At 37.8% G+C, this 15,424-nt stretch carries 16 protein-coding genes and 1 pseudogene; 9 read left to right on the top strand and 8 right to left on the bottom strand.

Annotated features, from left to right (window positions below):
- Position 1 precedes the first annotated feature (1 nt).
- Complete coding sequence (locus DCC35_RS05915; protein ID WP_137089914.1) at positions 2 to 2,953, top strand: FAD-binding and (Fe-S)-binding domain-containing protein; 2,952 nt, start codon at positions 2 to 4, stop codon at positions 2,951 to 2,953.
- 1 nt (position 2,954) lies between these two features.
- Here DCC35_RS05915 and DCC35_RS05910 read toward each other — a convergent pair whose 3' ends face one another.
- Both DCC35_RS05910 and dnaK read right to left on the bottom strand, forming a co-directional pair.
- Positions 2,955 to 3,503: a DinB family protein gene (locus DCC35_RS05910; RefSeq protein WP_137089913.1), complete on the bottom strand. Its 549-nt coding sequence runs from the start codon at positions 3,501 to 3,503 to the stop codon at positions 2,955 to 2,957.
- A 190-nt stretch (positions 3,504 to 3,693) separates the two neighbouring features.
- A pseudogene (gene dnaK / locus DCC35_RS05905) lies at positions 3,694 to 5,627 on the bottom strand (molecular chaperone DnaK).
- Between the two features lie 274 nt (positions 5,628 to 5,901).
- Here dnaK and DCC35_RS05900 point away from each other — a divergent pair.
- The 7 genes from DCC35_RS05900 to DCC35_RS05870 are packed head-to-tail and all read left to right on the top strand — an operon-like array spanning position 5,902 to position 10,587.
- Entirely contained in the window at positions 5,902 to 7,485 is a 1,584-nt protein-coding gene (locus DCC35_RS05900) for a peptide chain release factor 3 (protein ID WP_137089912.1), read from the top strand.
- Positions 7,486 to 7,488: 3 nt separating this feature from the next.
- Positions 7,489 to 8,193, top strand: coding sequence for an RluA family pseudouridine synthase (locus DCC35_RS05895; protein ID WP_137089911.1), 705 nt, complete (start codon positions 7,489 to 7,491; stop codon positions 8,191 to 8,193).
- A gap of 47 nt (positions 8,194 to 8,240) precedes the next feature.
- The gene (locus DCC35_RS05890; RefSeq protein WP_137089910.1) at positions 8,241 to 8,456 is read left to right on the top strand and encodes a hypothetical protein; all 216 of its coding nucleotides are present in this window, start codon (positions 8,241 to 8,243) and stop codon (positions 8,454 to 8,456) included.
- The gene (locus DCC35_RS05885; protein ID WP_137089909.1) at positions 8,453 to 8,692 is read left to right on the top strand and encodes a hypothetical protein; all 240 of its coding nucleotides are present in this window, start codon (positions 8,453 to 8,455) and stop codon (positions 8,690 to 8,692) included. The genes DCC35_RS05890 and DCC35_RS05885 overlap by 4 nt, the downstream gene beginning before the upstream one ends.
- A gap of 11 nt (positions 8,693 to 8,703) precedes the next feature.
- Positions 8,704 to 9,684 carry an aminodeoxychorismate synthase component I gene (locus DCC35_RS05880; protein WP_137089908.1) on the top strand — a complete coding sequence of 327 codons (981 nt, stop codon included), beginning with the start codon at positions 8,704 to 8,706 and terminating at the stop codon, positions 9,682 to 9,684.
- Complete coding sequence (locus tag DCC35_RS05875; protein ID WP_137089907.1) at positions 9,668 to 10,267, top strand: aminotransferase class IV; 600 nt, start codon at positions 9,668 to 9,670, stop codon at positions 10,265 to 10,267. The genes DCC35_RS05880 and DCC35_RS05875 overlap by 17 nt, the downstream gene beginning before the upstream one ends.
- The gene (locus tag DCC35_RS05870; RefSeq protein ID WP_137089906.1) at positions 10,264 to 10,587 is read left to right on the top strand and encodes a DUF6787 family protein; all 324 of its coding nucleotides are present in this window, start codon (positions 10,264 to 10,266) and stop codon (positions 10,585 to 10,587) included. Before DCC35_RS05875 ends, DCC35_RS05870 begins: the two co-directional genes overlap by 4 nt.
- 38 nt (positions 10,588 to 10,625) lie before the next feature.
- Here DCC35_RS05870 and atpC read toward each other — a convergent pair whose 3' ends face one another.
- The 4 genes from atpC to DCC35_RS05850 all read right to left on the bottom strand — a co-directional run bounded on the left by atpC (position 10,626) and on the right by DCC35_RS05850 (position 14,254).
- Positions 10,626 to 10,877, bottom strand: coding sequence for an ATP synthase F1 subunit epsilon (atpC, locus tag DCC35_RS05865; protein WP_137089905.1), 252 nt, complete (start codon positions 10,875 to 10,877; stop codon positions 10,626 to 10,628).
- A gap of 56 nt (positions 10,878 to 10,933) precedes the next feature.
- Positions 10,934 to 12,439 (bottom strand): F0F1 ATP synthase subunit beta, encoded by a 1,506-nt coding sequence (gene atpD, locus DCC35_RS05860; RefSeq protein ID WP_137089904.1) that lies wholly within the window; start codon positions 12,437 to 12,439, stop codon positions 10,934 to 10,936.
- Between the two features lie 214 nt (positions 12,440 to 12,653).
- Entirely contained in the window at positions 12,654 to 12,872 is a 219-nt protein-coding gene (locus DCC35_RS05855; RefSeq protein ID WP_137089903.1) for a hypothetical protein, read from the bottom strand.
- A 161-nt stretch (positions 12,873 to 13,033) separates the two neighbouring features.
- Entirely contained in the window at positions 13,034 to 14,254 is a 1,221-nt protein-coding gene (locus DCC35_RS05850) for a sensor histidine kinase (RefSeq protein ID WP_246070159.1), read from the bottom strand.
- 101 nt (positions 14,255 to 14,355) lie between these two features.
- On the opposite strand from DCC35_RS05850, the gene DCC35_RS05845 reads away from it, so the two are divergent.
- Complete coding sequence (locus tag DCC35_RS05845) at positions 14,356 to 14,667, top strand: hypothetical protein (protein ID WP_137089901.1); 312 nt, start codon at positions 14,356 to 14,358, stop codon at positions 14,665 to 14,667.
- A 29-nt stretch (positions 14,668 to 14,696) separates the two neighbouring features.
- Here the strand turns inward: DCC35_RS05845 and DCC35_RS21470 are convergent, their stop codons facing one another.
- Both DCC35_RS21470 and DCC35_RS21465 read right to left on the bottom strand, forming a co-directional pair.
- Complete coding sequence (locus DCC35_RS21470) at positions 14,697 to 15,014, bottom strand: ABC transporter permease (RefSeq protein ID WP_262710373.1); 318 nt, start codon at positions 15,012 to 15,014, stop codon at positions 14,697 to 14,699.
- Entirely contained in the window at positions 15,011 to 15,424 is a 414-nt protein-coding gene (locus DCC35_RS21465; RefSeq protein WP_137089899.1) for an ABC transporter permease, read from the bottom strand. Before DCC35_RS21465 ends, DCC35_RS21470 begins: the two co-directional genes overlap by 4 nt.

Here is a 15,424-nt window from a genome sequence, read left to right as displayed (position 1 = left end):
AATGAAAGAGAAAGAGATCATAGGAGAATTAGAACACCTGAAAAATTCTTTTGCGGGAGAAATTCATACTGAAAATAGCCTTCGTCACATTTATGCAACAGATGCTTCCGCCTACAGGGAGCTTCCTATTGCTGTTACATATCCTAAGAATGAGGAAGATATTATCAGTTTAATAAAGCTTGCCAAAAAATTCAAAGTGGGTCTTATCCCACGAACAGCAGGTACATCTCTAGCCGGACAGGTAGTTGGAAATGGCATCATTGTAGACGTTTCTAAACATTTTACCAACATCCTGGAGGTAAATAAGGAAGAATCCTGGGTAAGGCTGCAGCCCGGCGTTATCAGGGATGAGCTAAATCGTTTCTTAACTGACTATGACCTATATTTTGGGCCTGAAACCAGCACGGCCAATCGGGCAATGATTGGTGGAATGGTTGGAAATAATAGCTGCGGTGCAAATTCAGTTATTTATGGAAGCACCCGCGACCACCTGTTAGAAATAAAAGCATTTCTTCATGATGGCTCGAAAGTCACTTTTAAGGATATCACTGCAGATGAGTTCAAAGAAAAGTGCCGCGAGAACAACCCCAATAAAGCTGAAAGAGATGTTTATCGCAAAGCCCTTGAACTTTTAAGTCCAGAAGAAAATCGCAAATTAATAGAAGATACATTTCCTAAAAAAACCATCCACAGGAGAAATACGGGTTATGCCTTAGATCTTTTAAGTGATGCAGAAGTATTTGGAAGCTCAGATCAACAATTTAATTTCTGCAAACTAATTGCAGGATCTGAAGGAACTCTTGCTTTCATCACTGAAATTAAAGTTAATGTACTTCCAACTCCTCCGAAATACACAGCCCTGGTTTGCCCTCATTTTGAAACGATCTATGATTCATTGAAAGCGAACCTGATCGGATTAAAATTCAACCCCAGTGCTTCTGAATTAATGGATGACAAAATTTTAGAGCGTACAAAAGGAAATATAGAACAGCGAAAAAATCGTTTCTTCGTTCAGGGTAACCCGGAAGCGATATTAATAATCGAACTCAAAAAAAATTCGGAAGAAGAATTAAAAAAAGCAACGGAAGAGCTAATAGAAGCTTTGAAAGCCGAAGGTCTTGGTTATCATTATCCGATAGTCTGGGGTGAGGACACTAAAAAAGTATGGACCCTGCGAAAAGCCGGGTTGGGATTATTATCAAACGTTCCAGGCGATGCAAAGCCTGCTCCTGTGATTGAAGATACAGCAGTTGATGTAAACGACCTGCCCGAGTATATCAACGAATTCAATGAAATTCTTGCAAAACACAATATGTCATGCGTTCATTATGCTCACGCAGGATCTGGTGAATTACATCTCAGACCGCTCTTAAACCTTAAGACCTCTGAAGGCCAACATGAATTCAGATTAATCGCTGAAGAGATTTCTAAATTAGTAAAAAAATATAAAGGAAGTTTAAGTGGAGAGCATGGGGATGGGCGATTGAGAGCCGAATTCATCTCTTATATGGTCGGCGAAAAAGCCTATGAGATGATGAGACAGATTAAATATAGCTGGGATCCTGACAATATATTCAACCCAGGAAAAATTGTCGATACACCACCCATGGATACATCTCTCAGATATGCTGTAAATCAAGAAACTCCTGAATTTAATACGATTCTAAGATTTGACGACTACCAAGGGTATTTGAGAACTGCAGAACTGTGCAATGGTTCCGGTGATTGCAGAAAACTTTCTACTGCAGGCGGGACCATGTGCCCGACTTATATGGCTACCCGGGATGAGATTGAAACAACACGAGCCCGGGCTAATATCCTTCGGGAGATGATTTCCGACCCAAACAGAAACAAACCGTTTGAAAGTGATGAGGCTTTTGAAATTCTTGATCACTGTGTGAGTTGCAAGGGTTGTAAATCTGAATGCCCCAGTAATGTTGATATGGCCAAATTAAAGGCCGAATTTCTTCATCAACGTTACCAAACAAAAGGAATCCCTTTAAGAAGTAAAATGATTGCCAATGTGAATAAAGTCAATCAGTTAGCTTCGATTTTTCCTGCATTTTACAATTTCATAATCGGAAATAAATTAACCGGCAACCTGATCAAAAATCTAAATGGATTTGCTACTGAAAGGTCTCTCCCTCCTCTTCATAAAACCACTGTAAAGAAATGGTACAATAAAAATAAAGCAGACAATTTTGGCTTTCAGGCACCCTCAAGGGGAAAAGTTATTTTATTTTGCGATGAATTCACTAATTACCTGGACACTGAAGTTGGAATAACTACAATTAAATTACTGGCAAAACTAGGCTATGAAGTCTTTATTCCAGATCACGAAGAAAGTGGTCGTGCACATATCAGTAAGGGACTTTTGAAAAAAGCGAAGGAATTAGCCGATAAAAATATTAGTAATCTTTATCCATTACTGGATGCTGAAACTCCATTATTAGGAATAGAACCCTCAGCGATTTTTACTTTCAAGGATGAATACATAGATCTTTGTGATATTCAATTAAAACCAAAAGCAGAAGAAATCGCTAAGCAAACCTATCTCGTAGAAGAATTTTTAATTCGTGAAATAGAGCTTGGAGAACTAAAAGACATTAAGTATAAAGAAGAGCAAAACAAGGTCAAACTTCACGGGCATTGTCATCAGAAAGCATTAAGCTCAATGGTACCGGTAAAAAAATTACTATCTCTTCCTCCGAACTATACAGTTGAAATGATCCCTAGTGGTTGCTGCGGAATGGCAGGCTCATTTGGTTATGAAAAAGAACATTACGAGCTTTCGATGAAGATCGGTGAGACAGTATTATTACCCATAGTCAGAGCCACTGAAGAGGATACATTAATCGCAGCACCGGGTACTAGCTGCAGACATCAGATTAAAGATGGAACCGGGAGGACAGCTATTCATCCAATTGAAATATTCTACAATAGCTTACAATAATTTAATAAGATTCTAAAGCTTTTCTAGCCTGTTCGATATGCCTGTGGTTATGAAATGTGTAAACTCGCATAGCATCTCCCAGTTTTAATTTTATTATTGGCAAAGTCGTGCTAACCCTTTTATCCAGGTCTACCCCATCAAGACCTGCATTAAGAGATTTGAGGAAAGCTTCAAGATCTGTAGTGAATTCATCAATTACTGATGGATCCAATTCCTGATGTAATGGATTTTTACTCTTAAATGTTGGCATTTTAGATGCTCCTTCAGACAAAGGCTTTACGCTCTCTGCAAATTTTTTACCCAACCAGCCAGTAGAAAAATAATCTTTGCTTGCACCTGATTTATTCTCAATTTCTTTCATAAAAATGGGTAAATAAAATTCACTATATCGATTCAGGTGTTCAATACACTCAAGAGCAGACCAACTGATATCTGTGGGGCGATGATTTAATTTAGCATCTGAGATATCTCTGATCGACCTGGCAAATTCCAGGCAAAATTTAGTTCGTTTTAATATCTCTTCAGTAAGATCCTGATACGTAATTTTCATTATCTGTTTTAGTTTATTTAAATATAATAAATAGCCCTATTAAACACACCAAAGTGATTCTTAGGATTTCATTGATCGCGATCTATCAAACGCATATTTAATCTATGCTCAGAAAGATTTAAGACATAAAAAAACCCTGACGAAGCTTTCGCTTGTCAGGGCTTAATGAATTTATAACTTAATCTTAGATTTATTTCTTATCGTCGTCTACTTCTTCGTATTCAACATCAGAAACATCATCTGCACCTCCGGCATCATCGCCCTGAGCCTGACCTTCAGCTCCTGGCTGTGCGCCACCTTCAGCACCCGCAGCACCTTGCTGTGCCTGGTACATCTCCTGAGAAGCGCCTTCCCATGCTTTGTTGAGTGCTTCTAACGCTTCGTCAACTTTTTCGATGTTTTCTGACTTATGAACTTCTTTCAGTTCGTTAAGTGCAGACTCGATCTTAGATTTATTTTCCGCAGAAAGCTTATCTCCGTACTCACTAAGCTGCTTTTCTGTCTGGAATATCATTGAATCAGCCTGGTTTAGCTTATCAACTTTTTCCTTGGCAGCCTTATCAGCTTCAGCATTTGCTTCTGCTTCTTTTTTCATTTTTTCGATTTCCTCTTCGGTAAGACCTGAAGATGCCTCAATTCTAATCTTCTGCTCTTTACCTGTACCTTTATCTTTCGCAGATACGTGAAGGATACCGTTAGCATCAATATCGAATGTTACTTCGATTTGAGGAACTCCTCTTGGTGCAGGTGGAATGCCATCTAAGTGGAATCGACCGATAGTCTTGTTATCTTTCGCCATCGGACGCTCACCCTGCAATACGTGAATCTCAACTGATGGCTGATTATCGGCAGCCGTAGAGAACACCTCAGATTTACGAGATGGAATTGTCGTATTCGATTCGATCAGCTTTGTGAATACACCTCCCATGGTTTCGATACCCAGAGAAAGTGGAGTTACATCAAGTAAAAGAACATCTTTTACTTCACCGGTAAGAACACCCCCTGAATTGCAGCACCAATCGCTACTACTTCATCCGGGTTAACACCTTTAGAAGGACGCTTACCAAAGAATTTCTCTACTTCTTCCTGGATCTTAGGAATACGAGTTGATCCACCAACAAGTATTACCTCATCAATATCTGAAGGACTTAAACTTGCATCGTTCATTGCTTTCTTCACAGGATCCATTGATCTCTTGATCAGGTTATCTGCAAGTTGTTCAAATTTTGAACGGCTTAATGATTTAACAAGGTGTTTTGGTACCCCGTCAACTGGCATAATATAAGGAAGGTTGATCTCTGTGTTAGTAGAACTAGACAACTCAATCTTCGCTTTTTCTGCCGCTTCTTTCAATCTTTGAAGTGCCATCGGGTCTTTTCTAAGGTCGATGCCTTCATCTTTCTCAAATTCTTCTGCTAACCATTTGATGATCACATCATCGAAGTCATCACCACCAAGGTGAACATCACCATTAGTTGATTTTACTTCAAATACGCCATCACCCATTTCAAGGATAGAGATATCAAAAGTACCTCCACCAAGGTCATATACAGCTATTTTAAGATCTTTATCTTTTTTATCAAGACCGTAAGCAAGAGCAGCGGCAGTAGGCTCATTGATAATCCTTTTAACATCAAGTCCTGCGATTTGTCCGGCTTCTTTTGTTGCCTGACGCTCGCTATCATTGAAATATGCTGGTACAGTAATAACTGCTTCTGTAACTGAAGTACCAAGATAATCTTCAGCAGTAGACTTCATTTTCTGAAGAACCATTGCAGATACCTCTTGTGGTGTATAGCTTCTGTCACCAATTTTTATTCTGATTGTATCGTTCGCACCTTTCTCCACTTCATAAGAAGCATGCTTACGCTCATCAGTTACTTCGCTCCATTTTTTACCCATGAAACGCTTAACCGATGTAATTGTATTTTTTGGGTTTGTTATTGCCTGTCTTTTTGCAGGATCCCCAACTTTTCTTTCTCCTTTACCATCGTCCAGAAATGCCACGATCGAAGGTGTGGTTCTTCTTCCTTCACTATTTGGAATAACAACCGGTTCGTTACCCTCCATTACCGACACACAGGAGTTGGTAGTACCTAAGTCTATACCTATAATTTTTCCCATACTAAAATTTATATCTATATTATGATTTCACAATTATTTCAACACCCAGTATTTATCAAGCACTGTGCCATTGATTTTTTCACTGACAAAATGTCATTTTTAACCAAATTCGAGTTTTGAAACATATTTTTGTCTGTCAGAATTAATAATTATCAATAAATCTTTGCCTTTTTGGCATTCCCCGGCTTCTCTGCCAAATATTCTAAGTAATTCGTTCCGATTACTGTATTGGGAACCATATATTCCCTAACTTTGCATCTTTAAATTTTTGAGGATGAAAGGACTAGAGCAAGAAATAGCCAGGCGACGTACATTTGGTATTATTTCTCACCCCGATGCAGGTAAAACCACTTTAACTGAAAAGCTTCTTCTTTTTGGAGGTGCCATTAATACTGCGGGGGCGGTAAAAAGTAATAAGATAAAAATGCATGCCCGTTCAGACTGGATGGAAATTGAAAAGCAGAGAGGTATCTCTGTTTCTACTTCAGTTATGGGTTTTGAATATAATGGTAAAAAGATCAATCTTCTTGATACTCCTGGTCACCAGGATTTCGCAGAAGATACCTTTAGAACACTCACCGCTGTCGATAGTGTGATCATGGTAATTGATTGTGTGAAAGGTGTTGAGATTCAGACAGAGAAGCTGATGGAAGTATGCCGAATGAGAAACACTCCCGTTCTGGCATTTATTAATAAGCTTGACCGGGAAGGTCGTGACCCATTCGAACTTCTTGATGAGATAGAGCAAAAACTGAATATTAAAGTTCGTCCTCTTTCCTGGCCGATCGGGATGGGGAAATCATTCAGAGGGGTTTACAATCTTTTCGAAAAAAGACTCAATCTTTTCGAACCGGGAAAAGCTAAAATTACTGATAACCAGATCGAATTTGAAGATATAAACAGCCCTGAGCTGGAAGATTATATCGGCGAAAATGCAGCTGCTGAATTACGAGAGGAAATTGAATTGATCGAGGGTGTTTACCCTGAGTTTAGTGTAGATGAATATCTTAATGGTGAAGTAGCTCCTGTATTTTTCGGTTCGGCAGTAAATAATTTTGGTGTCAATGAATTATTAAACTGCTTTGTTCAGATCGCTCCTGAGCCTAAATCGAGAGAGACTGAGGAAAGAGAAGTAATACCAACAGAAAAAGACTTTACAGGATTCGTATTTAAGATACATGCAAATATGGATCCGAAGCATAGAAACCGAATTGCCTTTATCAGAGTTTGTTCCGGAAAATTCGAAAGAAACAAATTTTACCACAGGGTCAGGGAAAATCAAAAAATGAGATTCTCAAATGTAACTGCATTCATGGCCCAGGATAAGGAAATAATTGATGAGGCCTACCCAGGCGACATCGTAGGACTTTATGATACAGGCAATTTAAAGATCGGAGACACTCTGTTTGAATCAAATGGAAGTAATTTCAAGGGAATTCCAGCCTTCTCTCCTGAGATTTTCAAAGAGGTGATCAATAAGGATGCCATGAAAACTAAGCAGCTTGAAAAAGGATTAAGGCAGTTAATGGACGAAGGTGTTGCCCAGCTTTTCGAATATGAAATGGGTTCAAGGAAGATTGTCGGTACCGTTGGTGCACTACAATTTGAAGTAATTCAACACAGACTTAAAGAAGAGTATGGAGCTTCAGTGGCATTCCAGCCTCAAAATATATATAAAGCATGTTGGGTATCGGCAGAAAATGAAAAGGACATGAATGAATTCATTAAGTCTAAAAGAAGACATATTGCCGTAGACAAAGATGGTAAATATGTATTTATGGCAGAATCCAAAGCATGGTTACAGATGATCCAGGATAATTTCCCTGATATTAAGGTACACTTCACTTCTGAATTTTAAGATATGGCCAGAAAAGGAAAGCACATTGAAATTATATATGAGGACAATCACCTGATTGCAGTAAATAAACCATCAGGGGTGTTAGTCCATTCAGACAGAACAGAGGACCCGACTTTAGAAGAAGCTGTCAAAGACTTTATTAAGGTTGAATACAACAAACCCGGCGCTGTGTACCTGGGTGTTATACACCGTCTTGACAGGCCGGTAAGTGGCCTGGTATTAATGGCCAAGACCAGTAAGGGGCTTTCTCGTATGAACGAAGTTTTTAAAGAAAGAAAGGTTGACAAAACATACCTGGCGATAGTAAATAAGCTTCCGGAAAATCAAGAAGGCACCCTTGAGCACTATTTGCTAAAAGACACTGCAAAAAACAAAACTCACGCTCATATCAAACCTAAAAAAGGGGCTAAAAAAGCTGTGTTATCCTATAAGTTTGTGGGCAGGATCGCTGATAAATATTTATTGGAGGTAAAACCAGAGACCGGTAGACCACATCAGATAAGGGTTCAGTTGAGTAGCATGGGCTGCCCGATTCAGGGAGATGTAAAATATGGATCGACAATAAAAAACCCGGGAACCGACATTGCCCTTCACGGTTTCAAGCTTAGTTTCCAACATCCTGTTAAAAAAGAACATGTTGAGATCAGAGCCGAGGTTCCAGGCAATGATCTTTGGAAATCTCTAAAACCGCTCACAGAAACTTTGTAGACTTTAAATCTCTTGATAAGTATAATGCATTAAAAATCAATTTAAATATGAAAAATATATTTATACTAGCATTATTACTTACCAGTTTATCTTTTGCGAATGCTCAAAGCGATGAAGAAAAAGTAGATGAGGTTATCCATAAGGTTTTTGATGCCATGAGAGCAGGCGACAGTACAGTTCTTGTAACATACTTTATCAAGCAACCTGCTATGAAAACCGTTTATAAAAAGAAGGCAAGGTTCTCCTTCACTCGGGATCCTTGAATGATTTCGCTGTTGCAGTTGGCACTCCACATGATGAAGTGTATAACGAAGTTATCGATAACCTGGAAATAAAAATTGATGGACCACTAGCTTCAGCTTGGGTTCCTTATAAATTCTATATCGGAGAACAGTTCAGCCATTGTGGTGTTAATGTGTTCGAACTAGTAAAAATTGACGGAAACTGGAAAATATCATCGATAATCGATACCAGAAGACAAGAAAACTGCCTCTTCTAGAAATTGGCAACATGGAGGCTGTCAATCGAACTATTGATCAAATGAATAGTTTTGGCAGCCGCCATATTCCATTTTTCTTCCTTATAGATTTCGAACACAATCATCCGATTTGTCTACCACTCAAGGATATAAATCCTAAAGAAATAGCTTTTAACTTTAATGGAGTAAAAAATGTTGAACAGCTTTCTTCACACAGTTCAACTCCTTTAACATTCGACTTCAATCCCGTTAGCTTTGCTGAGTTTAATAAAGCTTTTGATCTCGTCAAAAATGAAATATTTAAAGGCAACAGCTATCTGCTCAACCTGACCTTCAGATCGGAAATCACCTCAAATTATACCCTGGAAGAAATTATTGAATGTGCTAAAGCAAAATACAAGCTATGGCTTCGAGATAAATTCATCAGCTTTTCACCGGAAACATTTATTAAGATCCAGGGAGATAAAATGCATTCGTATCCAATGAAGGGTACAAGAGTATTAAAGAATGACAAAGATGCTGAACGTTTGTTGAATGATCACAAGGAAACTGCAGAGCATGTCACCATTGTTGACTTGATACGGAATGACATGAGCATTCTTGGGAAAAAAGTTGAAGTAACAAAATTTAAATACCTGGATGTACTCAACACTCACCGCGGGAAATTATTACAAATGTCCTCTCAAATATCCACACTACTGGGTGAGAACTGGTATAAAAATATAGGCTCAATAATTTTTTCAATGCTTCCTGCCGGCTCTATAAGTGGCGCCCCAAAAAAGAAAACACTTGAAATAATAAAGAAGGCCGAATCAACAGACCGGGGCTACTATACCGGGGTGGCGGGGATTTATGATGGTAAAAACTTTGATAGCTGTGTATTGATCCGTTTTATTGAAAAAGATATAAACGGAAAATTGTATTTTCGCAGCGGCGGGGGCATTACACATTTAAGTGAAGCCCAAACCGAATACGAAGAAGTCTTGAATAAAATCTATGTTCCGGTTTATTGAATCCATCTGTTTTGAAGATTATGACTTCCCTCTTTTGAAGCACCATCAGGAAAGGGTTAATCGTACTTTTGAGCATTTTTACCCTGGACAAAATCCTTTTGACCTTAACAATTTTTTAACCTTTAAAGAGCTACCACAGGATGGAAACCGATACAAGGTGAGGATAGTTTACAATGAAAAACCAGAAGACTTTTCAATAATCGAATATTCACCAAAAAAAATCGATAGTTTGAAATTAATAGAATCTTCATCCTTCGATTATTCCTTTAAATTTGAAAACCGGGAGAGTCTTTCTGAACTATATAACCTTAAAGAGCCGGCTCAGGATATAATTATTGTCATAGATGGAAAAGTGACAGACAGCTCCTATTCAAATCTGTTATTTAAAAAGAAAGGGATGTACTTCACTCCTGAAACTCCATTGTTAGCCGGTACGCGCAGACAGTATTTACTGGAAAACGGTTATATATCTGAAAAAGATATAAATGTAGAAAACATAGGAGAATTTGAAAGTGTTTGTTTGATCAATGCGATGTTAAAGCCGGGTGAGATCGAGATCCCAATAGAAAATATTATCCAATGAAATGGTTTAAAAAATTACAGAAACACTGGAATTTAAAAAGTGGTAAGCAGGTAGCGATAGTATTAATTGTCTTTGCTCTAACCGGAAGCACTGCAGTTTACCTGAAAAAATTCATGCTGGATATTGCAGGTTTTGGACCGGAAACATCGTGGTGGGTTAAGATCCCATTTTTAATTATAATCACATTTATCAACTACCAGATATTATTACTGGCTTATGCATTTTTATTCGGTCAATTTAAATTCTTTTGGGAATTTGAAAAGAAGATGTTTAGAAGAATGACCGGGAAAGGTAAAAAAAACAAAAAGACCGATGAATGATCATCGGTCTTTTTTATTATCAAATGATATTGTAATTCTTATTCCTGAATAACTTTTTCAGCCAAAACCACAACTCTATTACTTGCAACCTCCACAACACCACCGTCAACAGTGATCTCATGATTGTTATTGTCCTTAGTTACATAAGACAGAGTTCCTTTGTCTAATGAACTAATTATCGGAGCGTGATTATTTAAGACTTGAAAAGACCCTTTAGATCCCGGGAAAGTAGCAGATAATACTGCTCCTTCAAAGATCTTTTCGTCAGGTGTTACTATTTCTAGATACATATCTTCCACAGTATAAGAAAACAAGAATCAGCGATTCTTGTTTTGCGTTATTAAATTTATTTTGTCTCAGCGAGCATTTTTTCACCCTTCTCGATAGCTTCTTCGATACCACCAACAAGGTTGAATGACATTTCAGGAAGATGATCAAGCTCACCATCAATGATCATGTTAAATCCTTTGATAGTGTCCTTAATATCAACCAACACTCCCTTAAGACCAGTAAACTGCTCTGCTACGTGGAATGGTTGAGATAAGAATCTCTGAACACGTCTTGCTCTGTGAACAACCATTTTATCTTCTTCAGAAAGTTCTTCCATACCAAGAATTGCAATGATATCCTGAAGTTCTTTGTAACGCTGAAGAATCTCTTTTACTCTCTGAGCACAATCATAATGCTCATTTCCAACTACATCAGGTGAAAGAATTCTTGAAGTTGAATCCAATGGATCCACAGCAGGGTAAATACCAAGCTCAGAAATCTTTCTTGAAAGTACTGTTGTCGCATCAAGGTGAGCGAAAGTAGTTGCCGGAGCAGGGTCAGTCAAGTCATCGGCAGGTACATAAACAGCCTGAACCGAAGTAATTGAACCATTTTTTGTCGAAGTAATTCGTTCCTGCATCGCCCCCATTTCAGTAGCAAGTGTCGGCTGGTAACCCACAGCAGATGGCATACGACCAAGAAGTGCAGATACCTCAGAACCTGCCTGAGTGAATCGGAATATATTATCAATGAAGAAAAGAATATCTCTACCCTGACCTTCACCTGGATTTTCTCCATCACGGAAATACTCAGCAAGAGTAAGACCTGAAAGTGCCACACGAGCACGAGCCCCTGGAGGTTCGTTCATCTGACCGAATACGAAAGTTGCTTTCGATTCTTTTAATTCGCTGTGATCTACTTTACTAAGATCCCAGCCACCTTCTTCCATTGACTCAAGGAAACCTTCACCGTATTTTACGATACCAGCTTCGATCATCTCTCTAAGAAGGTCATTTCCTTCACGAGTACGCTCACCAACACCTGCAAATACAGAAAGACCACCGTGTCCTTTTGCAATGTTGTTGATCAACTCCTGAATAAGTACGGTTTTACCTACACCGGCACCACCGAACAATCCGATCTTACCACCTTTTGAATAAGGCTCGATAAGGTCAATTACTTTAATACCAGTATAAAGTACTTCAGAGGAAGTTGAAAGATTTTCAAACTCTGGAGCATCTCTGTGAATAGGTAGTTTATTATTACCTTCAGGTTGTTTGATACCATCGATAGCCTCTCCTACTACGTTGAAAAGACGTCCTTTAATATCTTCTCCGATCGGCATCGAAATGTTAGCACCGGTGTCAACAACTTCAAGACCTCTTAAAAGTCCTTCTGTTCCGTCCATCGCGATAGTTCTCACGCGATCTTCACCTAAGTGTAACTGTACTTCTAGAATGTTTTTTTGCCCGTTAGGCATCGTTACTTCGAGTGCATCGAATATGTCAGGAAGTTTTCCTCCCTCGAAGCTAACATCCACTACCGGACCAATAACCTGGGATACTTTACCAATATTTGCCATTGTATGTTCTAAATATTAAGAAACTGCAACCTTAAAATTTGACTGCAAAAGTAGGACTAATTTATCTGAAACCAAAGCTTATGATAAAATTTATGATAGAAGTTCAATCGGTTGCATAAAAGAATTTCTAAATCCGCTTTTTTAACCTTACAATTATCCATAAAAAAACCCTGACAAGCTATAGCTGCCAGGGTTTAATTTTCTTTTTAAAAAATTACAGTCCGTGTCTTCTGCTGAGATAATCGTCTGTTTCGCGTAAGCTAAGCAGGCGCCCGCTTTGCGTAAGGGTACGACGGCTGTGGCCTCCCTTTAATGCTGTTGAATCAGCATCATCACCTAAAATGTTGCCGATTTTCTCAAGCGTGTTTACATCATTTTCACTTTCAATTAACTTCTTTAAGACCGATTTTTTTGTTTCTATAGAATTTTTCATATTGCTATTTTACCAATTTACAGGCATTAAATCAAACAATAATTGAGTCAATTCTTATTATTTAGATGATTTTTAATAAAATAGCTAAAAAATTATCAAATTGTTAATGATAGTATTCGATTTAGTTTCAGCAGAAACAAATTATTAAATTCGAATTGAATTTAAATCCTGGAGTTGGCAGAGGGTAAAATTATTCTGAAAGTAGTTCCTTTATCCAACTCTGTGCGCTTTATATATATTTTTCCCTGATGATAACTCTCAACAATTCTTTTAACTAGTGCAAGACCTAATCCCCACCCTCTTTTCTTTGTGGTGAAACCAGGTTCAAATATTGTCTTCAAATGGCTTTTAGAGATTCCTTTCCCAGTATCTGAAATATCAAGAAACACCTTTCCTTCATTGGCCTTTATTATTTTTAAATTTATCGCTCCCTGCCCATTCATTGCATCTACTGCATTCTTACAAATATTTTCAATAACCCAGGCGAACAGAGATGGATTTAAACTCACCAATGTCGGATCGACAACTGTTTCTATATTGATTGATACTTTACGGGATATTCTTGTTTGTAAGTATGATATCGTGTGTTTTACATGATCAACCAGGTTAACTTCCTTCAAAGCAGGAGTACTTCCTATACTTGAAAAACGTTCAGTTATTAACTCCAGCCTTTCTATATCTTTCTCAACCTCTTTGATATAATCACTGTTTCTGAATTCGGGAACGGCCTTAAAATACTCTACCCAGGCCATTAAAGATGAGATTGGTGTACCTAATTGATGGGCAGTTTCTTTGGCCAAACCGACCCAGAGCCTGTTTTGCTCAGCTTTTTTACTGTAAGAGAATGCTACATAGGCCAGGAATCCAAAAACCAACAAGATAGAGAGCTGGACATAAGGATAATATTTCAACTGGTTAAACAGATTTGAATTGTTATAATATAATCGCCATGTATTGTAAACTACATTATCCAGTTGAGCCTGAATAATAATTGGTGAATGTTCGGCTTTCATTTCCTCAAGCTCAGCCAGAATAAGTGACTTTTGCTTTTCAGGGGTTATATCCTCAGGAAGATCCAGATTCCGATGCATTATTGCATTCCCCAGGCTATCAACGACTATACAAGGTACTGAAGAATTAGCTCCAATTATCTCATTATATACGAATTGTAAATTTTCAGCATTTTCTGTGTTATTTACAAATTCCAGTGCTTTGGCGAACAATTCGATTGATTGTCGCTCTCTTTCCTTAAGTCTTTTGGATAAAATATTAGTATAAATAATGGTTCCCATACTTATACCAATAGCTGTCAGTAAGATCAGTAACCTTACGAAATTATTGCTCTCAAACCAGAAATTCCCATCATTCTGACGTTTAGCCATCATCAAACGGATTAAAAAATTAACATAAGTTATAAGATTTTAAAATACAAACGCACCAAATAGCATTATATTTACGTTTATAATATACAAAATCTATAGCCATGAAGTTTTCTGTTGTAACCCTTTCGCTATTGGTGATTATATCCTTCTTTATATTAAACACTGAAGAAGTTATTTTAAATAATAATCACTTTAAAAAGGCTACTTCATCTCTCCATTGCACCTATGAATATCATGTCACTTCTATTAAATCCAAATACAATTCCAGTACTCCTGAGGATAGAAAGTACGCTTCTTTCTGGATATCGTTAATGCTTGACAGACCTTGTTCTAAGATGGAAAAAAATAAAATGCAACATCAATTCCCACAACAGGCTTCAACTACTTGCAAAGCTTTTGCAAAGGCAGGCTGATCAATAATTTTTGATCATCCATTTAAATATTAGCTTATAGGAAACTTTAGCCCCCTGGTTAAAATCCCTATTCTGTATACTCTTCCCGCCAGCCATGCAGTTCCTATTATACCCAAAATTAGTAGCAACATACTAACAATTATTTGCCATACCGGTATATCAAATGGCAATCTGGCCATCATTACAACAGGAGATGTTAAAGGAATCATGGAAAATACTGTGGCAAGGGTGCCATTCGGACTTTCAACTGCTGGTAAGCCGACTCCTATACTTATTATTATAGGCAAGATCACAGGAAACATAAATTGCTGGGTATCTGTTTCCGAATCGACCACTGATCCTATCATCGCAAAAAGAGAAGCATATAATAGAAAACCTCCCAGAAAATAAAAATAAAACAAGCTAGTATCAAAGGCAGATTCAAAGATGATATAATATCCGTAATTACATTAACCTGAAATTCAGAAGGTGCACCTCCCTGATTTAAATCATTTAATTGTTGCTGACTTTCCATTGCCGTATTCACCACTTCTGTCTGACCAATGAATGCACTTGCTATTCCTAATAGCACCATTGTTAAAACCACCCACATAAATAATTGAGTCAATCCTACTGCTGCAATTCCAATAATCTTACCTGTCATCAACTGGAAAGGCTTTACAGAAGAAACAATCACTTCAACTATTTTTCCTGATTTCTCTTCCACTACCCCTCTCATTACCTGACTTCCATAAATCATTATAAATATGAAAATCAT

It is taken from the genome of Mangrovivirga cuniculi, assembly GCF_005166025.1.
GTDB lineage: Bacteria > Bacteroidota > Bacteroidia > Cytophagales > Cyclobacteriaceae > Mangrovivirga > Mangrovivirga cuniculi.
Note: the sequence above shows the minus strand (reverse complement) of the source record. Positions and strands in the feature narration are given on the sequence as shown.